Origin of the sequence: Microcoleus sp. S13C4, assembly GCF_036700865.1 — a bacterium.
In the GTDB taxonomy this organism is placed as follows: domain Bacteria; phylum Cyanobacteriota; class Cyanobacteriia; order Cyanobacteriales; family Microcoleaceae; genus Microcoleus.
In genome coordinates this window covers 1-24,603 of sequence record NZ_JAUBPS010000085.1, presented here as the reverse complement: position 1 = coordinate 24,603, position 24,603 = coordinate 1, and the positions used below count along the sequence as shown (strand labels likewise).

Genomic DNA, 24,603 nt, shown 5'->3' with positions numbered 1-24,603 from the left:
AATTCCACCCCATCCCAATTTTTGTGCCTCGATCGCTGCATACCTTCTTTTATCCTTTTCTGATAAAGAGTTATAAAATTTCTTTATTTCCGACTCAATTGAACTAGAATAAAACATAGGTTTAAAGGTCAGATAAAGTGGTAGAATATAAAAATCCCTGGCGAGTTTCTATCAATTTTAGAGAAAATAGCAATCAGGGTGCTGTTTTTGATTATATCCAACAATCCATCAAGTTATTTATTTTTCAGTCCTAAGGTTTTAGATTTTAGAAGCCAAAACAGGTTTCCCAGTCAATACAGCTTGTTCGATAATGTCAGCGGCTTTCTTGACTCCGCCCGATCGCCCGATCGCCTCTTGCATCTCGATCGCCCTTTGTTTATACGACTCTTGGGTTAGGACTTTCACAATTGCCGATCGTACTTTAGAAACGCTCAATTCCTTCAAAGGAACCACTTCGCCAACACCCGTCCAAGCAATCCGCGCTGCCACTCCCGGCTGGTCATTTGCCACAGGAATTGCCACCATCGGTACTCCGTTACTCAACGATTCCAAAGTTGTATTCATCCCCGCATGAGTAATCGTGAGAGTGGCTTTTTGCAGCAATTCTAATTGCGGTGCATAGCCAACAACGATCGGATTTCCCGGCAAGGGCAGCAAGGATTCTGGACTCGCGCCACCTCCCAGGGAAATCACCAATTGAGCGTCTAATTCTTCACACGCAGAGGCGATCGTTTGAAAAACCTCCAACAAGCGATTTTGAATAGTTCCCATTGAGGCATAAATCAGTGGTTTGCCGGTTAATTGTTCAAAGGGAAAAGCTACTGGTTTGCGAGTCGCTTGGTTGTGATAAGGGCCAGTGAAATGGAAATAAGGGGGTAAATTTTGTCTGGGGAACTCTAATTCAGCCGGCTGCTGAGTGATTTGAGCGAGTTTAGAGTAATAATCGTTTGGGTGGGAGTGCAAAGGTAAGTTCCACCTTCTGCGATACTCAGAAATCCCTTGTCTAATCGGTCTTGCCAGCAAACTGAGTAACTGATAGCTGACTTGATTCCGTAAGCGTCCTTTCCAAGTCGGATCGTACTGCCAAAGGGTACAAATGGGTGGAATGTTGGGGTCTCGATTTAAGAGTAACGCACTGCAAACTGTGATAAAAGGAATGTTTATAAATTCTGCAATTGTCCCTCCTTCCAGCGAAACTTGGTCTACTAGCAAAGCTTCTACACCACCTTTTTTAATTGCCATCGGAGCCTCTCTGAGAATAGCATCCGAAGTCTTCGCAACTGCCTTAAAAGTATGTCGCAATGCCGCAAGTCCACTAAGTTTTCCGCGTTGGCTAAGGATTTCTGCAAACCAGCCGACGGGAAACTCTTCTTCAGCGAATGGCTGGAATTCTAATCCGGTGGCTAGAGTTTTTGCTTTAGCATCGAGCAAGCCAAATACCGTGACTCGATGACCTCGGCGAAGCAGTTCGCTGCCTAATGTTGTCATGGGGTTGAGGTGGCCGGTGTCGGCTGGACAGAGAATGCCGAAGTGGGTCATGAGTTAAGGCTCCTTTGAGGTTAACTTTTTTTATTGTAGTCGGGTGAGTGGTTTGTGTTGGGGCGTTGGGGCGTTGGGGCGATCGCACTTTTTGCCTACAATTTATTTTTGCTCTTCTAGTAGCTTAAAATCAGCGCCCAAAAGGATTATTTCCCAGCCAAGGCAGGTTTCCCAGTCAATACCACCTGTTCGATAATATCAGCGGCTTTCTTGACTCCGCCCGATCGCCCGATCGCCTCTTGCATCTCGATCGCCCTTTGTTTATACGACTCTTGGGTTAGGACTTTCACAATTGCCGATCGCAGTTTAGGAACGCTCAATTCCTTCAATGAAACCACTTCACCAACACCCGTCCAAGCAATCCGCGCTGCCACTCCCGGCTGATCATTCGCCACAGGAATTGCCACCATCGGTACTCCATTGCTCAAAGATTCCAAAGTCGTATTCATCCCGGCATGAGTAATTGTGAGAGTGGCTTTTTGCAGCAATTCTAATTGCGGTGCATAGCCAACAACGATCGGATTTCCCGGCAATGGCGGCAAGGATTCTGGAGTCGCACTTCCGCCGAGAGATATTACCAATTGGGCATCTAATCCTTCACAAGCAGAGGCGATCGTTTGAAAAACATCCAACAAGCGATTTTGCACAGTTCCCATTGAGGCATAAATCAATGGTTGGCCAGTTAATTGTTCAAAAGGAAAAGGCACTGGTTTGCGCGTCGCTGGGTTGTGATAAGGGCCAGTAAAATGGAAATGTGGGGGTAAATTTTGTCTGGGAAACTCAAATTCAGCGGGTTGTTGGCTGATTTGAGCCAGTTTAGAGTAACCCTCATTCGGGTTAGAGTACAGAGGTAATTTCCACTCTTCGCGATATTGGGCAATAACATCTCTAATTGGTTTGACAGCCAGATTTAGTAACTCATAGCTGACTTGATTGCGTAGGCGGTTTGCTAAAGTTGGATTGTATTGCCAAGGAGTACCAAACGGAGGAATGTTAGGGTCTCGATTTACCATCAAGGCACTGCATACTGTGACAAAAGGAAGGTTGAGAAATTCGGCAATTGTTCCTCCTTCAAATGAAAGTTGGTCTACGAGTAAAGCTTCTACACCGGCTTTTTGAATGGCGGTTGGAGCCTCTGTGAGAAGAGCAGCCCAAATTTGGGTAAATGTTTTGATAGTATATCGCAAGGCTGTCAGTCCGCTGAGTTTCCCCAGTTGGCCCAATCTTTCTGCCATTGAGCCTGCGGGAAATTCATCTTCAGCTAATGGCTGGAATTCTAAGCCGCTGGCTAAGGTGGTGGTTTTAGCATCGAGGAGGTTAAATACGGTGACTCGATGGCCTCGGCGAAGCAGTTCGCTGCCTAATGTTGTCATGGGGTTGAGGTGGCCGGTGGATGCCGGACAGAGGAGGCCAAAGTGGGTCATGAGTCAAGGCTCCGTGTGAGTTTAACCTTTTTAGCATTTAATCGGCGGTGTGAGAGGTTTTTGTTGGGAGTTGGGGTGTTGGGGCGATCGCTTGGAAAAACTCAGGAATGGGACGCAGGCTTTAGTCATTGCAGGAGAGTATTACCCGTCTACATTTGTATGCGCTCTGCGATACCTAGCCAAAAGTTCAGGTAATCTCCTCAACTAAAGGTTAGTTACTAGCGGATTTGGGTACTGTAGCTCACAATCAAATTCAATTAACTATTAAGGGTGCTAGTTTTGTTTTTGATAATATCACTGAACCAACCCCAGTGCAACAAAAGGCTCTAGATTTGCTTCGTGTTTCTCTAATTTATACGCAGTAAACCGGGGGCAAAAATCTTTATTTCAAAAGCTTACTCTACACTGAATATGCCTTTGATCAGTTGGGGCCGTTCAATGTAATTGGTGATTGATAATTGTAGGTGGGGTAGAAGGAAGGGAAACCCCACCTACAATTACTATTAACAGTCAAAATCAAAAGTCAACAGTCAACAATTAATTGTTAACTGTTGACTGTTAAACTGAATGCCTGTGCCGAACTCGCTAGAAACTGGCTGAATGGCTGTTCATTCTCTCGATTTTGAACTTTTGGAGAGCTTACCTTCAAAAGGTTGAACTCCACTATTTGGATAGTTGTCATCGCTGGGGCTAAAAATCCGCACCGCTGCTTCCGAAACGTAACGCATCGCGTTTGCCAAAGATTTAGAAAGATTCATAAAATCTGCCTCTCTTATCTGGGTTCTGATACTTTTAATATTACTCTGATTTTTGAGCTATGGATGACTTTAGCAATATTTATTTGAATTACTTATTGGTCTGCAACATTCAAGCAAGCTGAAGGTTTTAGGAATTACGCTTTGTTGGACGATCGACCTTTTGCTGGTAAATTTTTTCTTGCTAAACTCAAGCACTCGCGATCGCCCTCCCGACGCTCAGAAACCGGGTTGTCTAACTCTCTTCAAAGGCTGCAAGGAAATATTTTCGCAAAAAAACCGAAACGCTTGAGTGTTTGTGCTTAATTCCTGAGTTTGTTAAATTAAGTATTTATATTTGTTTTACCATAATATTAATGTACAAGTTAACCAAAATCCGCTATTAAAGGGCATAATCAGCGAATTTATCCGACAAATATCTGCAAGCTTTATCAAAAATTTACAAAAAGATATGGTGTTTGTCACTATAATTAAAAAAAAGAAGTTTGTTCGGGGTTTTTCTTATGAAAACTACCACAGAAAGCCTGCAGCTCACAGGTTTTGAAGAAATCTTAGAAGACCGGGAACTGACGGTTTCTTCAGCAGATTACAGCCTTTTGACCGATCTCTACCAGCTAACGATGGCCGCTTGTTACGTCGGGGAAGGACTCGACGGGCGGGCCGCGAGTTTTGAATTATTCGCGCGCAGGCTGCCAGAGAATTTTGGCTACGCGATCGCGATGGGCTTGGCTCAAGTTATCGACTATCTGGAGAAATTTCGGTTTTCTCCGGCGCAAATTCAGGCTTTGCAGTCCACTGGGATTTTTGCAGGTGCGCCGGAGCGATTTTGGACTTTACTCGCCACAGCCCGTTTTACTGGCGATGTTTGGGCGGTGCCGGAGGGGACGGCGGTGTTTGCCAACGAGCCTCTGCTGCGAATTGAGGCTCCTCTGTGGCAGGCTCAGTTAGTGGAAACTTATTTATTGAATGCCATAAATTATCAAACTTTGATTGCGACGCGGGCTGCGCGGCTGCGCGATGTGGCGGGCCCGGAGGCTAAGTTGCTGGAATTCGGGACGCGCAGGGCTTTTGGGCCTCAAGCTGCTGTGTGGGCGGCTAGGGCTGCCCTGGCTGCTGGGTTCGACGGAACTTCTAATGTTTTGGCTGCTTTGAAGTTGGGCCGCAAGCCTGTCGGTACGATCGCCCATGCTTTAATAATGGCTGTTGCTGCCCTCGAAGGCAGCGAGAATCAGGCGTTTGCAGCTTTTCACCGCTATTTTCCGGGGGCGCCGCTGCTGATCGATACTTATGATACTGTGGCGGCGGCGCGGATGTTGGCCGATCGAGTAAATAGCGGTGAAATGCAGTTGGAAGGCGTGCGGCTCGATTCGGGCGATTTGACGGTGCTGTCTCGGGAAGTGCGATCGATCCTTCCGGGCGTTCCTATTTTTGCTAGCGGCGATTTGGACGAGCGAGAAATTGCTAAATTAAAAAGTAGCGGTGCTTGCATTGACGGTTACGGTTTGGGAACCAAGTTGGTCAGCGGTTCCCCTGTGAACGGTGTTTATAAGTTGGTGGAAATTGACGGAATTCCGGTGATGAAAGAGGCAAGGGGCAAGGTAACATATCCAGGAAGAAAGCAAATTTTTAGACATATTGAAAATGGGCAAATTCTCGGAGATTATTTGGGATTGTCGGGAGAAACTATTCACAATTGTGATTCTTACTTACCATTAATGGAGTTGGTTGTCAAGGATGGCAAACGAGTCCAGAAACAGGAAAGTTTGGAGGAGATCGCCAAACGCACTGCTGCTTCTGTCGCCAGTCTTCGACCCGAAACTCGCCAACTTGACAACCCGATTTCGCCGTCGGTGGAAATTTCTACAGATTTGCAGAGTCTCACCCAAAAAACGAAAAAGATTCTTTAGTCATTAGTCTTTAGTCATTAGTCTTTAGTCATCAATCAATGCCGTCAACAGTCAACAGTCAACAGTCACAATTCCCCATTAACTCTTAACGATATTACCGATTACCTATGCAAAAGATTGCTCTTTTTGGAACCAGTGCCGATCCCCCCACAGCAGGACACAAAATAATTCTGAGTTGGCTTTCGCAACATTTTGATTGGGTAGCAGTTTGGGCGTCTGACAATCCTTTTAAGTCGCACCAGACTTCTCTAGAACACCGATCGGCAATGCTGCTGTTAATGATTCAAGAAATTAATTCGCCTCGACATAATCTTTGCTTGCATCCAGAACTCAGCAGTCCGAGGACGGTGGAAACTGTGGAACAAGCAAGATTGGTGTGGCCGAATGCAGATTTGACGCTGGTAATAGGTTCGGACTTGGTGGGGCAACTGTCTCGCTGGTACAAATTTGAACAATTGTTAAAACAAGTGGAGTTGCTGATAGTACCGCGACCCGGTTATCCGTCAGAGCAATTAGATTTGTGGCAGTTGAGGCGCATGGGTGCAGACGTGGCGATCGCATCTTTGAATGCTCCCAATGTTTCTTCTACCTTCTATCGGGAAACAGGAGACACCCAAGCCCTGACTCCGACCATCGAAGATTACATTAATAGGGAGCATTTGTACGCATGGCACGAGGCACAAAAAAGGGCGAAGGTTGCTCATTAGCTGACTTTAAAGTAGGAGTAGATAATGTGATTTTCTCCGTCGATGCCGTGCAGAACCGCTTGTTGGTGCTGTTGGTAATGCGGCAAGACGAACCGTTTATCGATTCTTGGAGTCTTCCCGGTACTTTGGTGCGGCACGGAGAATCTCTTGAAAATGCGGCTTACCGGATTTTGTCTGAGAAGATTCGGGTAAAAAATTTGTATCTGGAGCAACTGTATACTTTTGGGGAACCGGGGCGCGATCCTCGGGAATTTACCAGGGGCGATCGCTATCTTTCGGTGAGTTATTTTGCTTTGGTTCGCTTTGAGGAAGCTGAGTTAATTGCTGGGAGTGTAGTTGCGGGTGTCGGCCACCGCGTCGGCGGCATTGCTTGGTATCCCGTGCAACAAGTTCCAAAGCTGGCCTTCGATCACAATCAAATTCTCGAATACGGATATCGGCGACTGCGTAACAAACTTGAATACAGTCCAGTAGCTTTTGAAGTTTTGCCGGAGCTTTTTACTTTGAGCGATTTGTATCAGCTTTATACAACTATTTTGGGGGAAAATTTTTCTGATTATTCTAATTTTAGATCTCGATTGTTAAAATTGGGTTTTTTGTGCGATACCGGTGTTAAGGTTTCGCGCGGGGCGGGCCGCCCTGCTAGTTTGTACCGCTTTGATGCGGCCGCTTTTGCTCCTTTCAAAAATAAGCCACTGGTGTTTATCTAGCTGTTCCTTGGATGACATTCGGGGATCAATTTAGTAACATTAGAATAGAAGCTATTAAGGAGTGCAGACTATGAAAGACCCTGATGAATGCGCTAATATTCACGAAGTGCGGGAGGAAATTGATATCATCGATCGAGAAGTGATCGAAGCTTTGAGCAAGAGATTTCAATATGTCATCGCTGCAGCAAGGTTCAAAACGAGTGAAGCTAGCGTTAGATCGTTCGAGCGCTTTCACGATATGTTACAGAAGCGGCGCGAGTGGGCTCAAGAATCGGGTTTGAATCCTGATGTGGTTGAAAATATTTACCGGGATTTGGTAAATTATTATACTGAGGAAGAGTTGAAACATTACAAATCCAAGTAATCTTTCGCTACATTCAAATCGAGGACTATAGGAAAGTGAGTCCGCGCGGGCGGACTGTTAGCAATATTTATTAAGTGATTTGGTAATATGAAAATTGCGATCGCCCAACTCAATCCTACTATTGGTGATATCTTTGGCAACTCCAACCTAATTCTGGAGGCTGCGAAAAAAGCTGAGGTTGAGGGCGCAAACTTATTGCTAACACCGGAACTTTCCCTGATCGGTTATCCGCCGCGCGATTTGTTAATCAATCCGAGTTTCATTGCAGATGCAGGTACACAGTTGCAGCAACTGGCGCAAGCTTTGCCACGGGAGTTGGCAGTCATAGTAGGCACTGCCTTACCTAATATTAATGCTGTTAAACTCGGTGGAAAATCATTGTTTAATAGCGCTGTTTTGTTGCAAAATGGCGCCGTCAAACAAGTTTTTCATAAACGCTTGTTGCCTACTTATGATGTATTTGATGAAGATAGATATTTTGAACCGGGCGAAAACAGCAATTACTTTTCTATTGGCGAAGTCAAAATCGGCGTGACAATTTGTGAAGATTTGTGGAACAATGAGGAGTTTTGGGGTAAACGCAGTTACGCGGGCGATCCTGTTTCCGATCTGGCAAAATTGGGTGTAGATTTAGTGGTGAATTTGTCGGCATCCCCTTATTCTGCAGGGAAGCGGGGAGTGCGATCGGCGATGTTGCAGCACAGCGTCATCCGCTGCGGGATACCGATTATTTACGCTAATCAGGTAGGGGGAAATGACGATATTATTTTTGACGGCAGCAGTTGTGCTGTGAATCGAAAGGGTGATTTGATTGAGGTATTAGGTTCTTTTGAGACGGATTTTGCGGTGCTGGAATATGACGCAGCTAAACAAGATTTAGTTGGCAGCCATCAGCAAAATGCAGCAGGAATTGAGGCGACGCCGTTGAGTTTTTATCCTGCCGAGGGAGATGCAGAAATTTGGGCGGCTTTGGTTTTGGGAGTGCGAGATTATGTTGGCAAGTGCGGTTTTTCTAAGGTTGTACTCGGTTTGAGTGGCGGGATAGATTCGGCTTTGGTGGCGGCGATCGCCAGTTGCGCGATCGGGCCCGAAAATGTTCTGGGGGTGCTGATGCCTTCTCCTTATAGTTCGGATCATTCGGTTAATGATGCTTTGGAATTAGCCCGAAATCTGGGCGTTGCGATCGAACTCTTGCCGATCGGCGATTTGATGAAAACTTACGATCGCACTCTCGCCGATTTGTTTGTCAATAAAACTTTCGGGATTGCTGAGGAAAATATTCAATCGCGGATTCGAGGCAATCTGTTGATGGCAATTTCTAATAAGTTCGGACATTTGCTGCTTTCGACTGGCAATAAGTCGGAAATGGCGGTGGGTTACTGCACTCTATACGGCGATATGAATGGGGGCTTGGCGGTGATTTCCGATGTGCCGAAAACTCGCGTTTATTCGCTTTGTAGGTGGCTGAATGCTGGCGGATATATAGGGGCGGTGCCCCCATGCCCGCCCCAGGGAAAGGAAATTATTCCGGTTAATATTATTACTAAAGCGCCGAGTGCTGAACTGAAACCTGGCCAAATTGACCAAGATTCTTTGCCGGATTACGATGTTTTGGATGACATCTTGCAGCGGTTGATCGAATATCACGAATCTGCCCAACAAATTGTGGCTGCGGGGCACGATGAAGCGGTGGTTAAACGTGTAGTAAAATTAGTGAGGCAAGCGGAGTTTAAACGGCGGCAAGCAGCCCCGGGTTTGAAAATTAGCGATCGAGCTTTTGGTACCGGTTGGCGGATGCCGATCGCCAAATCTTCCTTCTATTAAACGCATCATTAAACGCAAAATGGTTAACATCGACGGTACTTTCGGCTTCGATTTTCTCCTGGGAACTCTCACCAACGACACGATTAGAGGATTTGCAGGTAATGATACTGTTCAAGGTTTGGGCGGAAACGACCGAATTTTTGGCGATCGGGACAATGATTTGCTGGCAGGAAATGAAGGCGGTGATACGCTGTCTGGCGGTCAGGGAAGCGATACAATCTATGGAGGACAAGACTCCGATTGGATGTTTGGCGATCGGGGTAACGATTTGCTAATAGGCGGCGAAGGCGGGGATATCTTAACAGGAGGCGCGGGGGATGATTTATTTGTGATTGAAAGAACCTCCGCCGCGTCTACTATTACTGAAGCCGATATAATTACAGATTTTGGCAACGGCAATGATAAAATTGTCTTGACAGAAGGCATGAAGTTTAGCGATTTAGAGCTTTCTGTTTCCGATAACCAAACTATTATGAAAGATAAAAATTCGGGCAAATATTTAGGAGTTGTTTCGGGAAATTATAATCTGAATGAATCAAACTTTATGTCGCTGTTTGGCGGACTAGATAAGGCTCAGCTTTTGCCAATTTCGGTTAACACGATTATAGCCGATCGCGCGATCGGATTGGAAGTGGCGCAAACTCCCCAAGAACAAGCGACAGGCTTAATGTTTCGCACAGAATTGCCAGACGACAGAGGAATGCTTTTCCCCATCGAACCCGCGCGAAACGTGCGTTTTTGGATGAAAAACGTGTTTATTGAACTCGATATGGTTTTTCTGCGGGAAGGCGTAGTGCAGGCGATAATTCCTAACGTACCGCCCTGTTTGAGCGAAACCTGCCCCAACTACGGCCCGGATGTCCCCGTTGACGGAGTGATCGAACTCAGAGGCGGAAGGGCGGCGCAATTGGGACTTAAAGTTGGCGATCGGATTCCCAATTTACCCTAAAAGATATATGATTTTATCGCAACATTCAACATTTGTGCATCTAATGAATCCTATTGAATTAAAAATAATCCCCAATCAAACTCAAGACGGTTTAGCTTACCAACATTTGCGCTTGCGAATTACAACTCAAGACGGTATCATCACACCCGATGATTTACAAGGTTTGAAACTTCCTCAAGACGTTCAATTGAGCCAAGGAATTGTCATTGAAGGTAGAGGAGCAATTTGGCTGTACGGGTATTTAGTACACGAATGTCATTCTGCGGCTTGGGCTGGATGTTACGATCCGCGATTAGAAGGTGCGGTGGTAGTAGCGACGCACAAGCACGAGGTATCAGTTGGACAGGTATTAAAATTGAGTTTACCAAGCGATTAAGACTCTCCTGAGTTTGAGGTGATAATAAATAAAAATAAAACTTCCCGTGGTAGGGGAATCTTAAAATCCAGGAGATTCGTGATTAAATTAGATAGAGCGTTTTGGGTTGAGGGGGTGACAACCCCGTCAGTGCTTTTTGTTCAATGAAGTTTTTCGTACCCACGTTCATCTGGGAGGTGCGGGTTTTCCGAAAATCACAATTGTCATATTTTACGCCCTGCTGGCAATTGCATACAGATTAGCTTTTCGGAGGCAAATTCGCTCGACTCCCTATGCTTTACTGCGGATTGGCGTTGGTTTGTTATTTGTTGCGTTTTTTGCAGAAGCGCTGCCTTTAAAAAACGAGATAATTTCGAGCTTGGTGGAGGGAATACCCAAGCTGTTGAGCAGGATTAATATAGCACTTTATTTGTGGTTTTTTTTTGTCATAGTTTGATAGTGCAATCGCTCAAATTTTCTAACAGGAAATCAAATCCCCAATGAAGTAAGATGAAGATTGGCAGTTGGTGGGGCGGATTTTTGAGTTTGTCGGTTTTTGGCAAATATTGTTGGTCAAACCTGCCCATACATAATTGTATAATCGGTTAAAACTGAGATATTGTACCATTTTAAGTTAGCCTTTTATGAAAAGGCAAGATGCCTGTTCCACCAGAAAATTTATATTTTGTGGAACAATCATCTTGCCTGTTGCTGACAATGGTGCAAAATATCAGTTAAAACAAAAAGTATCGCTGCGCCATTGGCAAAACTGTTGCCGGTTCGCAAGTTAACAATTCCCCATCCGCCCTGACTTCATAAGTTTCTGGATCGACTTCCATTTGTGGCAAATAATCGTTGAGTTTCATATCTCTTTTGCTAATTTGTCGCGTGCCGGAAACTGCTACAGTGGGCTTTTGCAAACCGAGCTGTGCGGCAATATCTCGATCGCGCGCAGCTTGGGAAACAAACGTCAGACAAGTCGCCCCAATCGCCCCGCCAAAACTGCCAAACATCGGCCTCATATGCACCGGCTGCGGCGTAGGAATGCTGGCGTTAGCATCTCCCATCTGCCCGTAGGCGATCGCCCCTCCTTTAATTACCATTTCCGGTTTCACCCCAAAAAAAGCCGGCCGCCACAAACACAAATCCGCCAATTTCCCCTCTTCCACCGAACCCACATACTGACTAATTCCGTGAGTAATTGCCGGATTAATTGTATATTTCGCAATGTACCGCTTGGCCCGAAAATTGTCGTTAATCCCCTCTGTTTCCTCCCCTTGGTTAGGGGGGGTTAGGGGGGGTAAATGTCCCCGCTGCACTTTCATTTTATGTGCCGTTTGCCAAGTCCGAATAATCACTTCCCCAACTCTTCCCATCGCCTGCGAGTCGGAAGAAATCATACTAAACGCACCTAAATCGTGCAAAATATCCTCAGCAGCAATAGTTTCTCTTCTAATTCTCGATTCAGCAAACGCCACATCTTCAGGAATGCCTCGATCCAAATGGTGGCAAACCATCAACATATCTAAATGTTCTTCTAAAGTATTGACCGTGTAAGGCCGAGTCGGGTTAGTTGACGAGGGCAAAACATTAGCTTGTCCGCACACTTTAATAATATCCGGTGCGTGTCCGCCACCCGCACCTTCGGTGTGGTAAGTGTGAATAGCGCGATTTTTGAAAGCGGCAATTGTAGCTTCCACAAATCCCGCTTCATTGAGAGTATCAGTGTGAATTGCAACTTGCACGTCGTACTCGTCAGCTACACTCAAACAAGTGTCGATCGTTGCTGGTGTAGTTCCCCAATCTTCGTGGAGTTTCAAACCCATTGCACCGGCCAAAATTTGTTCAATTAATCCTTGCGGTTGACTGCTATTTCCTTTACCTAAAAACCCTAGATTTACGGGGAAAGCGTCAGCAGCTTGCAGCATTCGGTACATATGCCAAGGCCCGGGAGTGCAAGTTGTGGCGTTTGTACCCGTTGCGGGGCCAGTGCCGCCGCCGATCATTGTCGTGACGCCGGAGGCGATCGCCACTTCAATTTGCTGTGGGCAAATAAAGTGAATGTGAGCGTCAATTCCCCCAGCCGTGAGAATCATTCCTTCACCCGCAATTACTTCAGTACCAGGCCCGATAATAATATCTACCCTATCTTGAATATAAGGATTTCCGGCTTTACCAATTTGGTAAATTTTGCCGTCTTTAATGCCGACATCTGCTTTAACAATGCCCCACCAGTCTAATATTAAAGCATTAGTAATTACCGTGTCAACAGCGCCGTCGGCATTAGAAATAGGCGATTGTCCCATGCCGTCGCGAATGACTTTACCACCGCCAAATTTAACTTCATCCCCGTAGGTTGTGAAGTCTTTTTCCACTTCTATGAATAATTCTGTATCGGCTAACCGGACGCGATCGCCCACAGTCGGCCCGAAGGTTTCCGCGTAAGCGCGGCGATCCATTCTGTAACTCATTCTCGCTCCTAATATTAATAAATTTTTAGTTAGCAGTTGAGACCCACTTGAATTATAGTATGTGACGAGTTCCTCAATCTGAAAAAGTAAAAAAAATACAACATTAGGCAAGCTTTAAAACCACGATTGGCATCAATTATTCCCAATCGAAAATCGAAAATGCTATGAAGGGGCAAATTTACTCCACCATTTTCTGGATTTCCCTTTTCAAAATCTCCAGATCCACCGTCATATCCATGCCAATGAAACTCCAATCTTCCCCTACATTGTTGTCCTCAACCATACGGGAGTATTCTAATCCCAATAGCTGGCAAATGTAATAGAAATATGGCGGAGTGTACCCTCCATAAAAGCATTCCAATACTTTCGTTCCCGGCTGACACCACAGCAAATTTGTAAAACCAGCCCCGTGAGGGCCGACAACCACCGCCGCTTCTGCAAACAGACGAATTTGTTCATCAACAGTGCGCGGGATATCTTCCAAAATTTCAAAATCAAATTCTTTCAAAACCTCTCGCACTTGTACTTCATTTTTTACCTTGCGCCGGCCGCTTCTAGACAAATAAAGTTTTCTATAAGGCTTTACCTTTTCCTTAAGACAGAATTTTTTCCGCAAAAGCTCTATATCGTAAGGACTGGGAAAATACCAGTCTTGATTGTTTCCCACCACCAGACTTTCTGCCTGATATCCCGTATCTCTAGCCCGAGTGTCGATTAGTGAACTTTCAGGAATACCGAGTTTGGTCATAAAGCCCAACTCAAAATCTGTATGTCGTAAAGGATAACAAATTTTGGCTTCTTGCCAAATTTCCTTACCTAAAGCCTCCTCAATTCGACAAAGTTTAGCCAGCACAAAAATGATAAAATCATAATAACTACACCACAAATGTGACCAAGGAGCAACTACAAGGGGATAGGTAATTTTGTTAGGTTTGTAAGGCCATTCCAGAATGCCCGCACCGCTAATGCGAAAATCCAAGTCTAAAAGCAACTTGTTATTTAGCAGCGTGTTGCCCGACGTACAAATACTTAGAGAATTTATTTTTTGATTCAGGGAAATCTTCCACACATAATCTGGGTCAAAAGACACGGTTTTTTCCGTGGCAAAAAACCGAGAAGGCACTTTATTTACCGAGGCTAATGCGGATATATTGATGGGTTCGTGCTGCTTTTTGTAAACGATGCTGTCATCTAACAATTTGATGCTGGTGCGTCGGTCTAACGGGGTTCTCCAGACACGCCTAGATGTTGCCAGCAAGCTCTGCTTCAACATCTGTTTTATCTGGTCAACCAATTTTGGGTTCATCAGGTGCTTGTGCTGTATATCTTTACAGTTTTTACAACCACTGTATATTGCCCAATACAAATTTTAACTCGCTCAAAAGTCGGAGATTGAACTAACAAAACAAAGCCAGAAGGAAGTTATACACAAGGCAGAAAAAAAGTTTTGAGCTTACTTTATCACTCTCCAGGCATAGGTCTGGAAATGACACCATGTTAGATTGGGGAGTGCGGATGACTTATTAGTATCATGGTGTGGATTTCCGACAGTTGCATTCTTTTTTTTAACTGGCAGAATTTTGAAGTTAAAAAGTTTCAAATTCCTAAATCAACAATCGTGAACGGTCATCGGGCTTCATACTTCAGCATCCAGATTACCGTTCACTTTTCCATTGAAGCCGTAGACTTCACGACTACCTACAAAAGGTACTAATTGCACCTCCCTTTCATCTCCTGGTTCAAATCTAACTGCTGTACCTGCGGGGATATCCAACCGCATTCCTTTTGCTTGTTCTCGATTAAATTCTAAGGCTTCGTTTGCCTCATAAAAGTGATAGTGTGAACCAATTTGAATGGGTCGATCGCCTTTATTTCCTACCAGCAAACGCACGGTGGGGCGATCGGCATTTAATTCTATTTCGCCTGCTGAAACAATCATTTCTCCGGGAATCATCTTTTCCTCCTATGAGTCTCTGTGGTTGATTTTTTAACGGATCGGATCGTGTACTGTTACCAACTTAGTTCCGTCGGGGAAAGTCGCCTCAACCTGGACTTCATGCACCATTTCGGGTATCCCTTCCATCACATCTTCCCGCGTCAGTAGAGTTGTTCCATAACTCATTAAATCGGCGACGGTGAGGCCGTCTCTGGCTCCTTCTAAAATCGCGGCGGAAATATAGGCTAGTGCTTCTGGATAGTTTAATTTTAAACCTCTTTGTTTCCGGCGCTCTGCTACGAGGGCGGCGGTGAAAATCAGCAGTTTGTCTTTTTCTTGGGGGGTGAGTTGCATTTTTATGGTTGTAAGTGCGATCGTATTATTTGATTATGATATCGTTTACGGTTGTTTCTGAATGATTAAACCGCAAAGGGCGCAGAGGCAGAGAAGAGAGAGATGAATAATCTAGTTGAGAGGGCAACTCTACATTGAAACTCAAAGATCATCCTATTTTATCCAAACTCTGGGCAAACAGCAAGGGCGTTGTGAAAATGACAAGCGCAGCAACTGCCAAATGTTGACAAACCAGTCTCTAGCTGCGGTTGTGGATGTACCGCGATATCGGCACAGCAAACCGTTAGGAATACGAGTCACGCCGACGGTGGAATTACCAGGATAAATTGTTGCCTCAGATGGCAAATCTCGCACTTTTTCCACGAGTTCTGTGGTTACGGGTTCGCCTACCCAAGCGAGGGTGGCGACTACGGGTTTTCCTGCGAGGCCGTGAGGGGTTTCGAGCATTTTTTCTCCACCTTTGAGCAATTGTCTGTCAATCCATAAAGGGCTGTTTTGTTGCCAGACTTCGGTGTGCGATCGCCATTCTCCAGACAAGAACTTTTCGCCCCTAGCACTGCGTCCAAATCGGGTAATTTCCCACAGTAAAATCATCGCTGTTGGTGCTAATTCTACCCGCAAATTTTGCCGATATATTGCGCCGTCAAAAACTATTGTTTCCTGGGGCAGCCATTCTAAACTAGCACCGGCTTCTAGTTTGATGTGGATATTTTGTTGTGATTCTAGTCCGCTGCTGCGATAGATTTTGCCAGCGGCGGCGCTGGTAATCAAGGCTTTGGCGTTGGGTTGGAGGTGAAAATGGCTGGAAAGTCGATCGCCCCCAACCACTCCCCCAGCCGTGTGCAAGATAACGCTGTGGCAAATCTCTTTACCTTCAGGATAAAACGGGCGCTGCACCTTCAGTGGTGCTTGCATTTGATTATGAATGATTTGAGTTGCACCGCTGCGGTTAGCGTAGACTAAATTGAGGTGGCCGTGCCATCCAGTTTGAATGTTATTTGTATGTGTTTCAGTCGATTTTTGTATCACAGTTTTTTATAATTAAATGTTAAATTGGAAAATTTTCTCATTTTTTTGAGATGTATATTTATTACTTTTTTGCTAAAATTACATAGTCATCAAGTGCATAATTGGAGTCATAATGTAACTTAAAGTGCTGGCGAAACAGTGGACTAATAAATTCCTTGAGAGGTAAATTTACTCTAGCAAACTTTGGATAATTAGGATGGGATGTCCTCCTACCAGTTGAACTTAAATATTTATACCAAACTAAGTTTAAGCCCAGTTTATCAACAAATTGTTGTACTACGGTTAGCTCCTGTTGGCAATCATCCACTCGACGAACATTGTATGGTATCAGCAACTTTTTTTCTTGAATAATTAGCAAAGCGTAACCCGAATCATTCAGGCTGCTGGTAAATATATCCTTGTAAATCTGAAGGGATTTTTCTCTTCTCTCCTCATCGTTAAAAAAACAGTGAGAAATCACTATAAAATCAAAGAATTTTTTCGGCAGTCTTTTAGATTGATTTTCCCCATCAAAGATACTAGAAGTGTCAAAGCGAAAGTAAGCATTCATCGCCTGGGGCTCCATATATTGCCGCCAAAACTGGAGTCCGCGATATTGAAAAGCTTTTTGCTGTTCCAGAGAGTAGTAGGATATGTGCATTGGCGGCATTGAAAAAAAGTCGCTACTGCTTTGCAGTAAAAAAGCTAGTCCGTAAGCAACTGTCCCCGGCCCAGCCGCAATATCAAGGATATTAACTTTAGTTGGTAATAACCCTGCCTTGTAAATGAAAAACCACGCTAGATATGTACAATAGACGTTATCTAGGAAATACCTTATTAAATAGATGTGAGGACTGAGTTCAAAATTGTATTGAGGATCTTGTCCTTCTTTCAGTTTTTGGATATCGTCAATAGCTTGTTTTAGTAAATAATCCACATTATTTTTTTCCCGGCTCAACTTATTAAGTTCGTTTTTGATGAAGCCAGCCAAATGTTGTTCAAAATTATTAAATACCTTGTCATCAATACCAGTGCATTGAATCATACTTGCATCGCATTCTATCAATTTGAAAGATTGTGAAACATATTCAATAAACTTTGTGTCTGGAAACAACGTTAATTCATCAATTCGCGCCCGCAAATCGTCAACTTGTCCGAAGCTCAGTTGCACTTCTAATTCTGCTAAATGCCGATCGGCTTCTTTGATGCGGTCATTTTTTTTCTCCAATAACTTCTCAAGCTGTAGGCGCTCTTTAAATAGCTTCTGCTGCCATGAGAGTTTGGTTCCGGAATTTTCTATTTGTTTTAACAGTTGTTTGGCAACTCGATTATTTTGACTCTTAACGGCTTCGTTAAACTTATGGGAACGCCACCAATTGACTACCGGATTACTCATAGCCAAATCCCTCTTTACCTTCCATAATCTCAACTCCCGGAAGCATCGCAATTAATTTATTTTTAAACTTGCGATAACTTTCTTGTTCGCTATTGTACCACCAAGCGTACTTTTGTTTAAGAGCTAATGCTTCCTCGCGAGTTGACGCAATTAACGATCGCCCGTTACTTGCATGAAAATCCTGAATCACTACGCGATCGGCAACTTCCAGCTTGCTAATAAAATCAGCTTCATCTTCCGGTAAAGTAGGGAGTAGTGGCGTTACAGTTATAGAAAATCTGACTTCGCAATTTTCTTGATAAGGAAAGCTGTATCTCAGTTTTGCAATCGCTTTGAGTCTCGCAGGGATACTCGGCGATTTTGGTTCAAAATCTTTCCTCACTTTTTCGCTACCAGTGGGAATGCTCATGTTAATTCGCAACCGCTGAAATTGCTGTAAAATATCAACATCTCTAGTTATCATAGGACTGCGAGTTTGGATAACCAGCGTCGGTTGATAGGAAACCATCACTTGTAACAAATGCCTAGTTAGTTGTTCTTTTGATTCAATGGGCTGATACGGATCTGTCACACTACTCATGTAAATGCTAGGTGGTCGAGCCGGGTTTTTTTTGTACCAACTATGCAACTCTTTCTTTAAAATTTCCGCTGCATTTTGCTTGATAATTACCCAATTTCCCCAATCCTGGCGCATCTGTGAATTAGGGCTAAAAGCAGCAGCATAACAATAGCTGCATCCGTACTGACAGCCGCGATAAGGATTTAGCGTAAAATCGTAAGCACTGATAAATCCAGTAGCTTTGTTAAGCACTGACTGTGCATTTTGTGCATACACTTTGGCACTTCCGAAGTTTTCCCGGACTGCGAAAGTGTGTTGCTCGCCAGCGGAATATCCCTCATACTGAGACTTTACCATAATTGCACCTGCTACAGTATTAAAACGGAAAATGTTTAGAAAGGAGAAATGCGATCGCGCTTCGCTATTACTACCTCACTTGACCGCACTCAACAAATGTCACTCAAACACTGGGGAATTACTCAACTTTACAACAATTTTTTTGAATAACCAACAAGTCAGCTCTTTAAACTCAGTGACAGCGACGATATTTTAGCACAACTGCTGGAATTAAACCTAGAACTGGCAGAAAAAGAAAAACGGGGAGAATCGGTAGTTGGGCATTGTGTCCCAACTGACTAAAAATACTAATTGTTGTAATCAGAAGTTTGGTAAATTTGCATATAATCACAGAAATAGTTGATATAGATCACAAACACTCTACTCTAAAAACAGAGATACTAGGGAAATAGTTGAGTTTTGAGTTAAACATTTCAAAATTCACTATTAATAAACCAAGACGCTTGGGTTAAAACTATTTCTTCCTCGGAGATCCCCCTCGCATCCCCCTAGTTGTAGGGGAGTAGGGGTTGACTTTGAGTAAGTTCTTGTCCCCCCTTTTTAAGGGGGGCGCCAGGGAGATCGAGCTTAACTGAACCGTATTGATGAATAAACACTCAAAACAGTTTTTCGCCTTCAGCATAAGTGCATTCTGCTTTTCTTCGCTCAATTACTCCTAATTTGTTTGGGAGGAACTTCCCATGTTATTATTTACCCACAGTCAGTCCAAAAATAGCAAACTAGAGCAAGAGCACTCTGCTCAAAAACCTTTGTTGCCGACTTCAAATATTAATCTAACAGGGCTAAAGGGAGGATGCAACCATTTGCGAATCAGCCAAAAAATTAGCTACGGTTATGCTTTAGCTATCGGCATAGCGATTGTGGGAACTGGTGCGGGAATGAGATTGGGAGATTACTTTCGCAAGCAAGCTTTAGTTCAGGTGAATGTTGCCCAACAACAGCAGCAACTGCTGCAAAATTTGCAAAATACCGTATTTGAATCCCGATCGCACGCGGCGAGATTGCCTGTCGTTTTGGGAAACACTGTGGCGTTGAAATACGAATACGATCGGTTTTTGGCGCAAATCCATCAGGCGAAAATCCTGATTGCAGAAATTGAATCTTTCGCACGAGAAAATCCCAAGAGACTAGCAACAGAAGAGGCAGCATTGCACGCTGTATTGAAGAAATCTGCCCTCGTCATTGATTACTACGCTCAGCTAATTAAATTGCAGTTAAAAGAAGCGGAAGTTTGGAATTTGCAGCCCAACAGCCTCGAATCCGCACAGCTACAAATGTTGAGGACTAGCAGCGGCCAAGAAGCGATCGTACTAGATAACCTGGCTCAAAGTTTAACTGACCTAATTTTTACAGTAGAAATTCACAAACAGCAAGGAACCCAAGCATTAGAAGAAGCGGGAAGTTTGCGAAACCGAATTATTCTCGGGAGTATGCTAATTTCAGCACTCATCGCCGCCACCCTAGCGGACAAAACCAGCCGCGCGATCGCCCAACCCCTCGAAACCGTTACTAATTTTGCTCAGCAAGTCACTCGCGAATCGAATTTTAACCTGCAAGTACCAATCACAACCGACGACGAAATCGGAGTTTTAGCGGTCTCTTTCAATCAATTGATTCAGCGAGTTAGCGAGTATACACAAGAACTCAAAGAAACTCAATCCCAATTAATTCAGACCGAAAAAATGTCATCTCTTGGTCAAATGGTTGCAGGGATAGCCCACGAAATCAATAATCCCGTCAACTTCATCGGCGGCAACATTGACTATGCCAACCAATACATCGAAGATTTGGCAGGTTTGGTAACTCTCTATCAAGAATGCTATCCAAACCCACCAGATGCAATTCTAGAGCGCATCGAAGACATTGAACTCGAATTTCTCAGAGAAGATTTGCCAAAAACCCTCTCTTCGATGAAAATGGGAGCCGATCGCATTCGCGAAATTGTCATATCCATGCGTAATTTTTCGCGATCGGACGACGCAAAAATGAAATCAGCCGACATTCACGAAGGAATAGATAGCACCCTCGTCATTCTCAATCACCGACTCAAACAAGGTATTGAAGTTATTAAACAATACGGCAAGTTGCCTGCGCTTGAGTGCTATCCCGCGCAACTGAATCAAGTATTTATGAATATTATTAGCAATGCAATAGATGCGTTAGAGGAAGTAAAAAAGGAAGATAAAGGCTATTCGCCAACGATTTGGGTTAGCACGGAAGTTACAGCCGACAATACTGTCACCGTCAAGATTCGGGATAACGGGCCCGGAATTGCGTCCGCAAGTGCCCAACAGATATTTGACCCATTTTTTACTACAAAGTCGATCGGCAAAGGCACTGGATTGGGATTGGCTATTTCCTATCAAATCCTTGCCAAGCATCACGGCAAAATTGAGGTAAATTCTCAAATAGGACAGGGTACGGAATTTGCGATTACTTTGCCACTTGCTGCGTAATATAGGACGGGCTAGAAGCCCATTCCACAAATTAGGGACGGGCTAGAAGCCCATCCCACAAATCCTGCAAGAATTACTATAAGCTGGCGCGCATCTAATTTGAAGAATCCTCTTTCTGAAAACTCTCGTGGGGTGGGCTTTGAACATCGCCCGAAAAAAATAAAGTTAAATGCCGCAACAGCTTATTAACTCACAAAGGATAGAATTTCATGGGGGCGGAGGGACTTGAACCCACACGACCGTTTCGGGTCAACGGATTTTAAGTCCGTAGCGTCTACCATTCCGCCACGCCCCCCTTTGGTCAAGCTGCTGTGGTTTTGAGCCACTAAGAGCAACAGCCTTTTATTCTACAGCCAAAACCCCAATTTACGCAACCCCTAATCAAAAAATTCCCAAAAGTCGCGCTGGATCTCCCCAAGCGGTACAATAGTTAACCAGCTAACGGAGCGTGTCAACGGACTTACCCGTGTTATTATTCCCCTAAAGCAAATCTATGTATATTACCTTACTGCTTTACGCCGTCTTGGCAGGAGCCTACCTCCTGGTAGTACCCGCAGCCACCTACGCTTACCTGAACAGCCGCTGGTACATCGCTACCTCTTTTGAGCGCGGCTTCATGTACTTCTTGATGTTCTTCTTCTTCCCCGGTATGTTCCTCCTAGCTCCGTTTTTGAATTTTCGGCCCAAACGGCGGCAGATAGAAGCCTAAATGCGACGTATTGACGTAATTGGAATCAGTATCGGCTTTTTTGTAGCAGGTGGGTTTGTCTACTTGCTGCTGCAATTCGCCGGACTCGACAGCATGAATGCAGGGATTTGGAGTCAGTTGTTTTTGGTTGCCGGCTTGATTGGCTGGCTGGTGACTTATTTATTTCGAGCACTGACTCAAAATATGACCTACAGTCAGCAATTGCAAGACTACAAAGAAGCTGTCTTGCAGAAGCAACTCGATGAACTCACTCCTGAAGAATTAGCCAAACTTCAAGCGGAAATTGAGCAGGAAAAAGATAATTAGTCAATAGTCCTTAGTCCTCAGTCCTTAGTTATTCGTGAGTTATTAGTGATTAGTCATTAGCAATAAACTCTGAACTAATGACTGGGGAATAACAACTCATCAATAGTAATATTAACGGCTAACTAATGACTGATGACTGATATCACGTTCCCTAAAATAAGCGCGATAGGTTTGTAGTGATGACTTCAGTCCGAGGGAGTTTTATGAGGAAGGAATCCCTCACTACAAACAAATTTGATTGCGATAGATCGAGGGGAAATCCTAGGTATGATGACTGATAACCAATGACTGATGACTAATAACTAATGACTATTTCTAAGTGTTTTGAAACGTTGCGAAAAAGCAACCAATGTGCATTGATTCCTTTTATTACTGCTGGCGACCCAGACTTGGAGACAACTGCTAAAGCACTGCAAATTTTGGATGATAACGGTGCAGATGCGATCGAGCTTGGGGTTCCCTATTCTGACCCGCTAGCTGACGGGCCGGTGATTCAAGCCGCTGCTACAAGGGCCCTGCAGCGGGGGACGCGGTTAGATTCGGTGCTGGAAATGGTAGCGAAAGTTAGTCCGAATTTGCGATCGCCCATCATTCTCTTCACATACTACAACCCGATTTTGTACCGAGGTATAGAAACCTTTTTGCAGCAAATCAAAAGTGCCGGAGTTCAGGGATTGGTTGTCCCCGACTTGCCCTTAGAAGAAGCCGACAGTCTCATCCAACCTGCCAAGAAATTAGGGATTGAACTAACATTATTAGTTGCTCCGACAAGTCCCAAAAGTCGTATAGAAGCGATCGCTCGTCAGTCTCAAGGATTTATTTACTTAGTCAGTGTGACGGGGGTTACGGGAGTACGCGAAGGCTTAGAAACGAGAGCAAAAGAGTTGCTGCAAGAACTCCGCACCGTCACCGACAAACCCATCGGCGTCGGGTTTGGTATATCGAAACCCGAACACGCTCGCCAAGTGAAAGAATGGGGTGCAGATGCTGCGATTGTTGGCAGTGCTTTTGTCAAACGCTTGGCCGAAGGAACTCCAGAACAGGGTTTAGAGGCGATCGGCGAATTCTGCAAGAGTCTAAAAACAGCGATTCAAAATGATTAGCCACTGTGCAGATACTTTCAGCCATTAGACAGATGTTTGCGATCGGGATGTGCCACCACAATTGCGATTAAAGACCTTGTTGTACTTGAGATAATACCACCTTCCTTCTAGTTCCTGACTAGAAGGTTTTTTTTGAGCCGAACACGCACAACATTTCAACATAGTCCGCGCATGGATAACCAAACAGCTATTTAGGGAAACGACTTTGCCTTGTCCGGCGCAGGGTGTGCCGACTTTGAATAATTTCTAGAATATCGAAGATTGTCCATTTTGTCTTCCTTCTTCCTTCTTCCTTCTTCCTTCTTCCTTCTTCCGTCTTCCTTCTTCCTTCTTCCGTCTTCCTTCTTCCTTCTTCCTTCTGCTATAACTTAAGGAATGTAACTTGGGATAGATGAAAAGCTACGGTTTATATTCCTATACTTAAAAAGTGTTTAAGTGCCTAATTTGGTAAGGCTAGACATCTACAAAGCCACAAGGCATTTGAGCATCTCACAATAGAAAGGAGCATTTTTATGAACAGACTAACTGCATTTGTGAAAAAAATTCGAGCTGTACAAATTTTAACAGTGTTTCTGGCTGGCATTTTAGTATTAGTGAGTACGGCCTGCAGCCGCCCTGATATTATGGCAGGAAAACCTGATGTGATGGCAGGAAAAGCTGATGTGAAGATAGGAAAAACATCCGACCAAATTAGAGAAGAAGTACCTTCAGGGGCTGTAACGTCCGAATTCAAAGGCGGCATGAACGACTATTCCGATGTCGATCCCAGAAACAAAAAGATGACAACAACAGAAGCAAAAGCTGAGCTTCTCAAAGAGCAAGCGCAGCACCGCATTGACACGAAATCTAGCAACAATGTAGGCGAAAATGTACGGCGGGTAGCTGATGACGCGCCTGAGAAACTAGGCCAAATTGGGGAAAAGGCGAAGGATGATGCTCGCACCGCCCAGCGCAAAGCTGATAACTTTGGCGACAAAACCAAACAAGGCTTTGCTAATCTTAAAGAAAACACTCGCGAAGGCTTGAAGGGAGCAAAAGATATTGTTAAAGAAGCTACCCAGGGAGCCAAAGAAAGAGCAGCAGAGGGTACGGAGTCTCTGAGATATGGTACCAGCGGCGGCCAAGAAAATATCAATGATGCAGCGCGAGATGCAAGATAGAACGAACGCTGAAGATACTTCGGAAAAGGTTTGCTAGAAGTGTATCGAGATATTGACATAACTCAACGAGTGGCAGAAACAGCGATAGACGCGATCGACTAATCTCAAATAACGCTGTTTCCTTCTCGGGAAGCTAGATTCCGACACGGGTTTTAACCCCTGTCGGAATCTAGGTAAAGTAGACCTCTTGCGAAAGTGCGCTCGTTCTAGGTAAAATAAAAGAAAAAATTAGATTAATAATATGAATTACGAAC

Annotated in this window: 23 protein-coding genes and 1 tRNA gene; 13 read left to right on the top strand and 11 right to left on the bottom strand. The window is 44.4% G+C overall.

Annotation, left to right across the window (positions count from 1 at the left end; genetic code table 11):
* Window positions 1–258: 258 nt before the first annotated feature.
* The 3 genes from QT996_RS24935 to QT996_RS24925 all read right to left on the bottom strand — a co-directional run bounded on the left by QT996_RS24935 (window position 259) and on the right by QT996_RS24925 (window position 3,721).
* On the bottom strand, window positions 259–1,539 hold the full coding sequence (locus QT996_RS24935) for a glycosyltransferase (protein ID WP_333049852.1): 1,281 nt from the start codon (window positions 1,537–1,539) through the stop codon (window positions 259–261).
* A gap of 146 nt (window positions 1,540–1,685) precedes the next feature.
* On the bottom strand, window positions 1,686–2,963 hold the full coding sequence (locus QT996_RS24930; protein WP_333049851.1) for a glycosyltransferase: 1,278 nt from the start codon (window positions 2,961–2,963) through the stop codon (window positions 1,686–1,688).
* Between the two features lie 608 nt (window positions 2,964–3,571).
* Window positions 3,572–3,721, bottom strand: coding sequence for an isochorismate synthase (locus tag QT996_RS24925; RefSeq protein WP_333049849.1), 150 nt, complete (start codon window positions 3,719–3,721; stop codon window positions 3,572–3,574).
* A 500-nt stretch (window positions 3,722–4,221) separates the two neighbouring features.
* On the opposite strand from QT996_RS24925, the gene QT996_RS24920 reads away from it, so the two are divergent.
* The 8 genes from QT996_RS24920 (at window position 4,222) to QT996_RS24885 (ending at window position 10,991) form a co-directional block, all read left to right on the top strand.
* Window positions 4,222–5,625, top strand: a complete 1,404-nt coding sequence (locus tag QT996_RS24920) for a nicotinate phosphoribosyltransferase (protein WP_333049847.1) — start codon at window positions 4,222–4,224, stop codon at window positions 5,623–5,625.
* Between the two features lie 107 nt (window positions 5,626–5,732).
* Entirely contained in the window at window positions 5,733–6,332 is a 600-nt protein-coding gene (locus QT996_RS24915) for a nicotinate-nucleotide adenylyltransferase (RefSeq protein ID WP_333049846.1), read from the top strand.
* Window positions 6,293–7,042, top strand: a complete 750-nt coding sequence (locus tag QT996_RS24910; RefSeq protein WP_333049844.1) for an NrtR DNA-binding winged helix domain-containing protein — start codon at window positions 6,293–6,295, stop codon at window positions 7,040–7,042. The genes QT996_RS24915 and QT996_RS24910 overlap by 40 nt, the downstream gene beginning before the upstream one ends.
* A gap of 70 nt (window positions 7,043–7,112) precedes the next feature.
* Window positions 7,113–7,406, top strand: a complete 294-nt coding sequence (locus QT996_RS24905) for an isochorismate lyase (RefSeq protein WP_333049843.1) — start codon at window positions 7,113–7,115, stop codon at window positions 7,404–7,406.
* Between the two features lie 87 nt (window positions 7,407–7,493).
* Window positions 7,494–9,230: an NAD+ synthase gene (locus QT996_RS24900; RefSeq protein ID WP_333049842.1), complete on the top strand. Its 1,737-nt coding sequence runs from the start codon at window positions 7,494–7,496 to the stop codon at window positions 9,228–9,230.
* Window positions 9,231–9,249: 19 nt separating this feature from the next.
* Window positions 9,250–10,179 (top strand): DUF192 domain-containing protein, encoded by a 930-nt coding sequence (locus QT996_RS24895; RefSeq protein WP_333049839.1) that lies wholly within the window; start codon window positions 9,250–9,252, stop codon window positions 10,177–10,179.
* Window positions 10,180–10,222: 43 nt separating this feature from the next.
* Entirely contained in the window at window positions 10,223–10,555 is a 333-nt protein-coding gene (gene crn3, locus QT996_RS24890; RefSeq protein WP_333049838.1) for a CRISPR-associated ring nuclease Crn3/Csx3, read from the top strand.
* A gap of 136 nt (window positions 10,556–10,691) precedes the next feature.
* Complete coding sequence (locus tag QT996_RS24885; RefSeq protein ID WP_333049837.1) at window positions 10,692–10,991, top strand: hypothetical protein; 300 nt, start codon at window positions 10,692–10,694, stop codon at window positions 10,989–10,991.
* Between the two features lie 277 nt (window positions 10,992–11,268).
* Here QT996_RS24885 and ureC read toward each other — a convergent pair whose 3' ends face one another.
* The 7 genes from ureC to QT996_RS24850 all read right to left on the bottom strand — a co-directional run bounded on the left by ureC (window position 11,269) and on the right by QT996_RS24850 (window position 18,615).
* A complete protein-coding gene (gene ureC / locus QT996_RS24880; RefSeq protein ID WP_333049836.1) occupies window positions 11,269–13,005 on the bottom strand; it encodes an urease subunit alpha in 1,737 nt (578 codons plus the stop codon).
* A gap of 178 nt (window positions 13,006–13,183) precedes the next feature.
* Window positions 13,184–14,278 (bottom strand): glycosyltransferase family 61 protein, encoded by a 1,095-nt coding sequence (locus QT996_RS24875; RefSeq protein ID WP_333049835.1) that lies wholly within the window; start codon window positions 14,276–14,278, stop codon window positions 13,184–13,186.
* A 363-nt stretch (window positions 14,279–14,641) separates the two neighbouring features.
* On the bottom strand, window positions 14,642–14,959 hold the full coding sequence (locus QT996_RS24870; RefSeq protein WP_333049834.1) for an urease subunit beta: 318 nt from the start codon (window positions 14,957–14,959) through the stop codon (window positions 14,642–14,644).
* 33 nt (window positions 14,960–14,992) lie between these two features.
* Complete coding sequence (ureA, locus tag QT996_RS24865) at window positions 14,993–15,295, bottom strand: urease subunit gamma (protein ID WP_015179363.1); 303 nt, start codon at window positions 15,293–15,295, stop codon at window positions 14,993–14,995.
* Window positions 15,296–15,448: 153 nt separating this feature from the next.
* Window positions 15,449–16,324: an urease accessory protein UreD gene (locus QT996_RS24860; RefSeq protein WP_333049833.1), complete on the bottom strand. Its 876-nt coding sequence runs from the start codon at window positions 16,322–16,324 to the stop codon at window positions 15,449–15,451.
* A gap of 61 nt (window positions 16,325–16,385) precedes the next feature.
* On the bottom strand, window positions 16,386–17,699 hold the full coding sequence (locus QT996_RS24855) for a photosystem II assembly protein (RefSeq protein WP_333049831.1): 1,314 nt from the start codon (window positions 17,697–17,699) through the stop codon (window positions 16,386–16,388).
* Entirely contained in the window at window positions 17,692–18,615 is a 924-nt protein-coding gene (locus QT996_RS24850) for a radical SAM protein (protein ID WP_333049829.1), read from the bottom strand. The genes QT996_RS24855 and QT996_RS24850 overlap by 8 nt, the downstream gene beginning before the upstream one ends.
* A gap of 680 nt (window positions 18,616–19,295) precedes the next feature.
* Between QT996_RS24850 and QT996_RS24845 the strand changes: the two genes are divergently transcribed.
* Window positions 19,296–21,071 carry an ATP-binding protein gene (locus QT996_RS24845; protein WP_333049828.1) on the top strand — a complete coding sequence of 592 codons (1,776 nt, stop codon included), beginning with the start codon at window positions 19,296–19,298 and terminating at the stop codon, window positions 21,069–21,071.
* A gap of 210 nt (window positions 21,072–21,281) precedes the next feature.
* Here QT996_RS24845 and QT996_RS24840 read toward each other — a convergent pair.
* Window positions 21,282–21,366, bottom strand: a tRNA-Leu gene (locus QT996_RS24840).
* A 198-nt stretch (window positions 21,367–21,564) separates the two neighbouring features.
* Here QT996_RS24840 and ndhL point away from each other — a divergent pair.
* From ndhL to QT996_RS24820, 4 genes are all read left to right on the top strand, one after another.
* Window positions 21,565–21,780: an NAD(P)H-quinone oxidoreductase subunit L gene (gene ndhL / locus QT996_RS24835; RefSeq protein WP_006635828.1), complete on the top strand. Its 216-nt coding sequence runs from the start codon at window positions 21,565–21,567 to the stop codon at window positions 21,778–21,780.
* Window positions 21,781–22,086 (top strand): DUF3007 family protein, encoded by a 306-nt coding sequence (locus tag QT996_RS24830; RefSeq protein WP_333049826.1) that lies wholly within the window; start codon window positions 21,781–21,783, stop codon window positions 22,084–22,086.
* A gap of 305 nt (window positions 22,087–22,391) precedes the next feature.
* Window positions 22,392–23,189: a tryptophan synthase subunit alpha gene (gene trpA / locus QT996_RS24825; RefSeq protein WP_333049825.1), complete on the top strand. Its 798-nt coding sequence runs from the start codon at window positions 22,392–22,394 to the stop codon at window positions 23,187–23,189.
* A 512-nt stretch (window positions 23,190–23,701) separates the two neighbouring features.
* Window positions 23,702–24,349, top strand: coding sequence for a DUF6658 family protein (locus tag QT996_RS24820; RefSeq protein ID WP_333049823.1), 648 nt, complete (start codon window positions 23,702–23,704; stop codon window positions 24,347–24,349).
* Window positions 24,350–24,603: the final 254 nt, after the last annotated feature.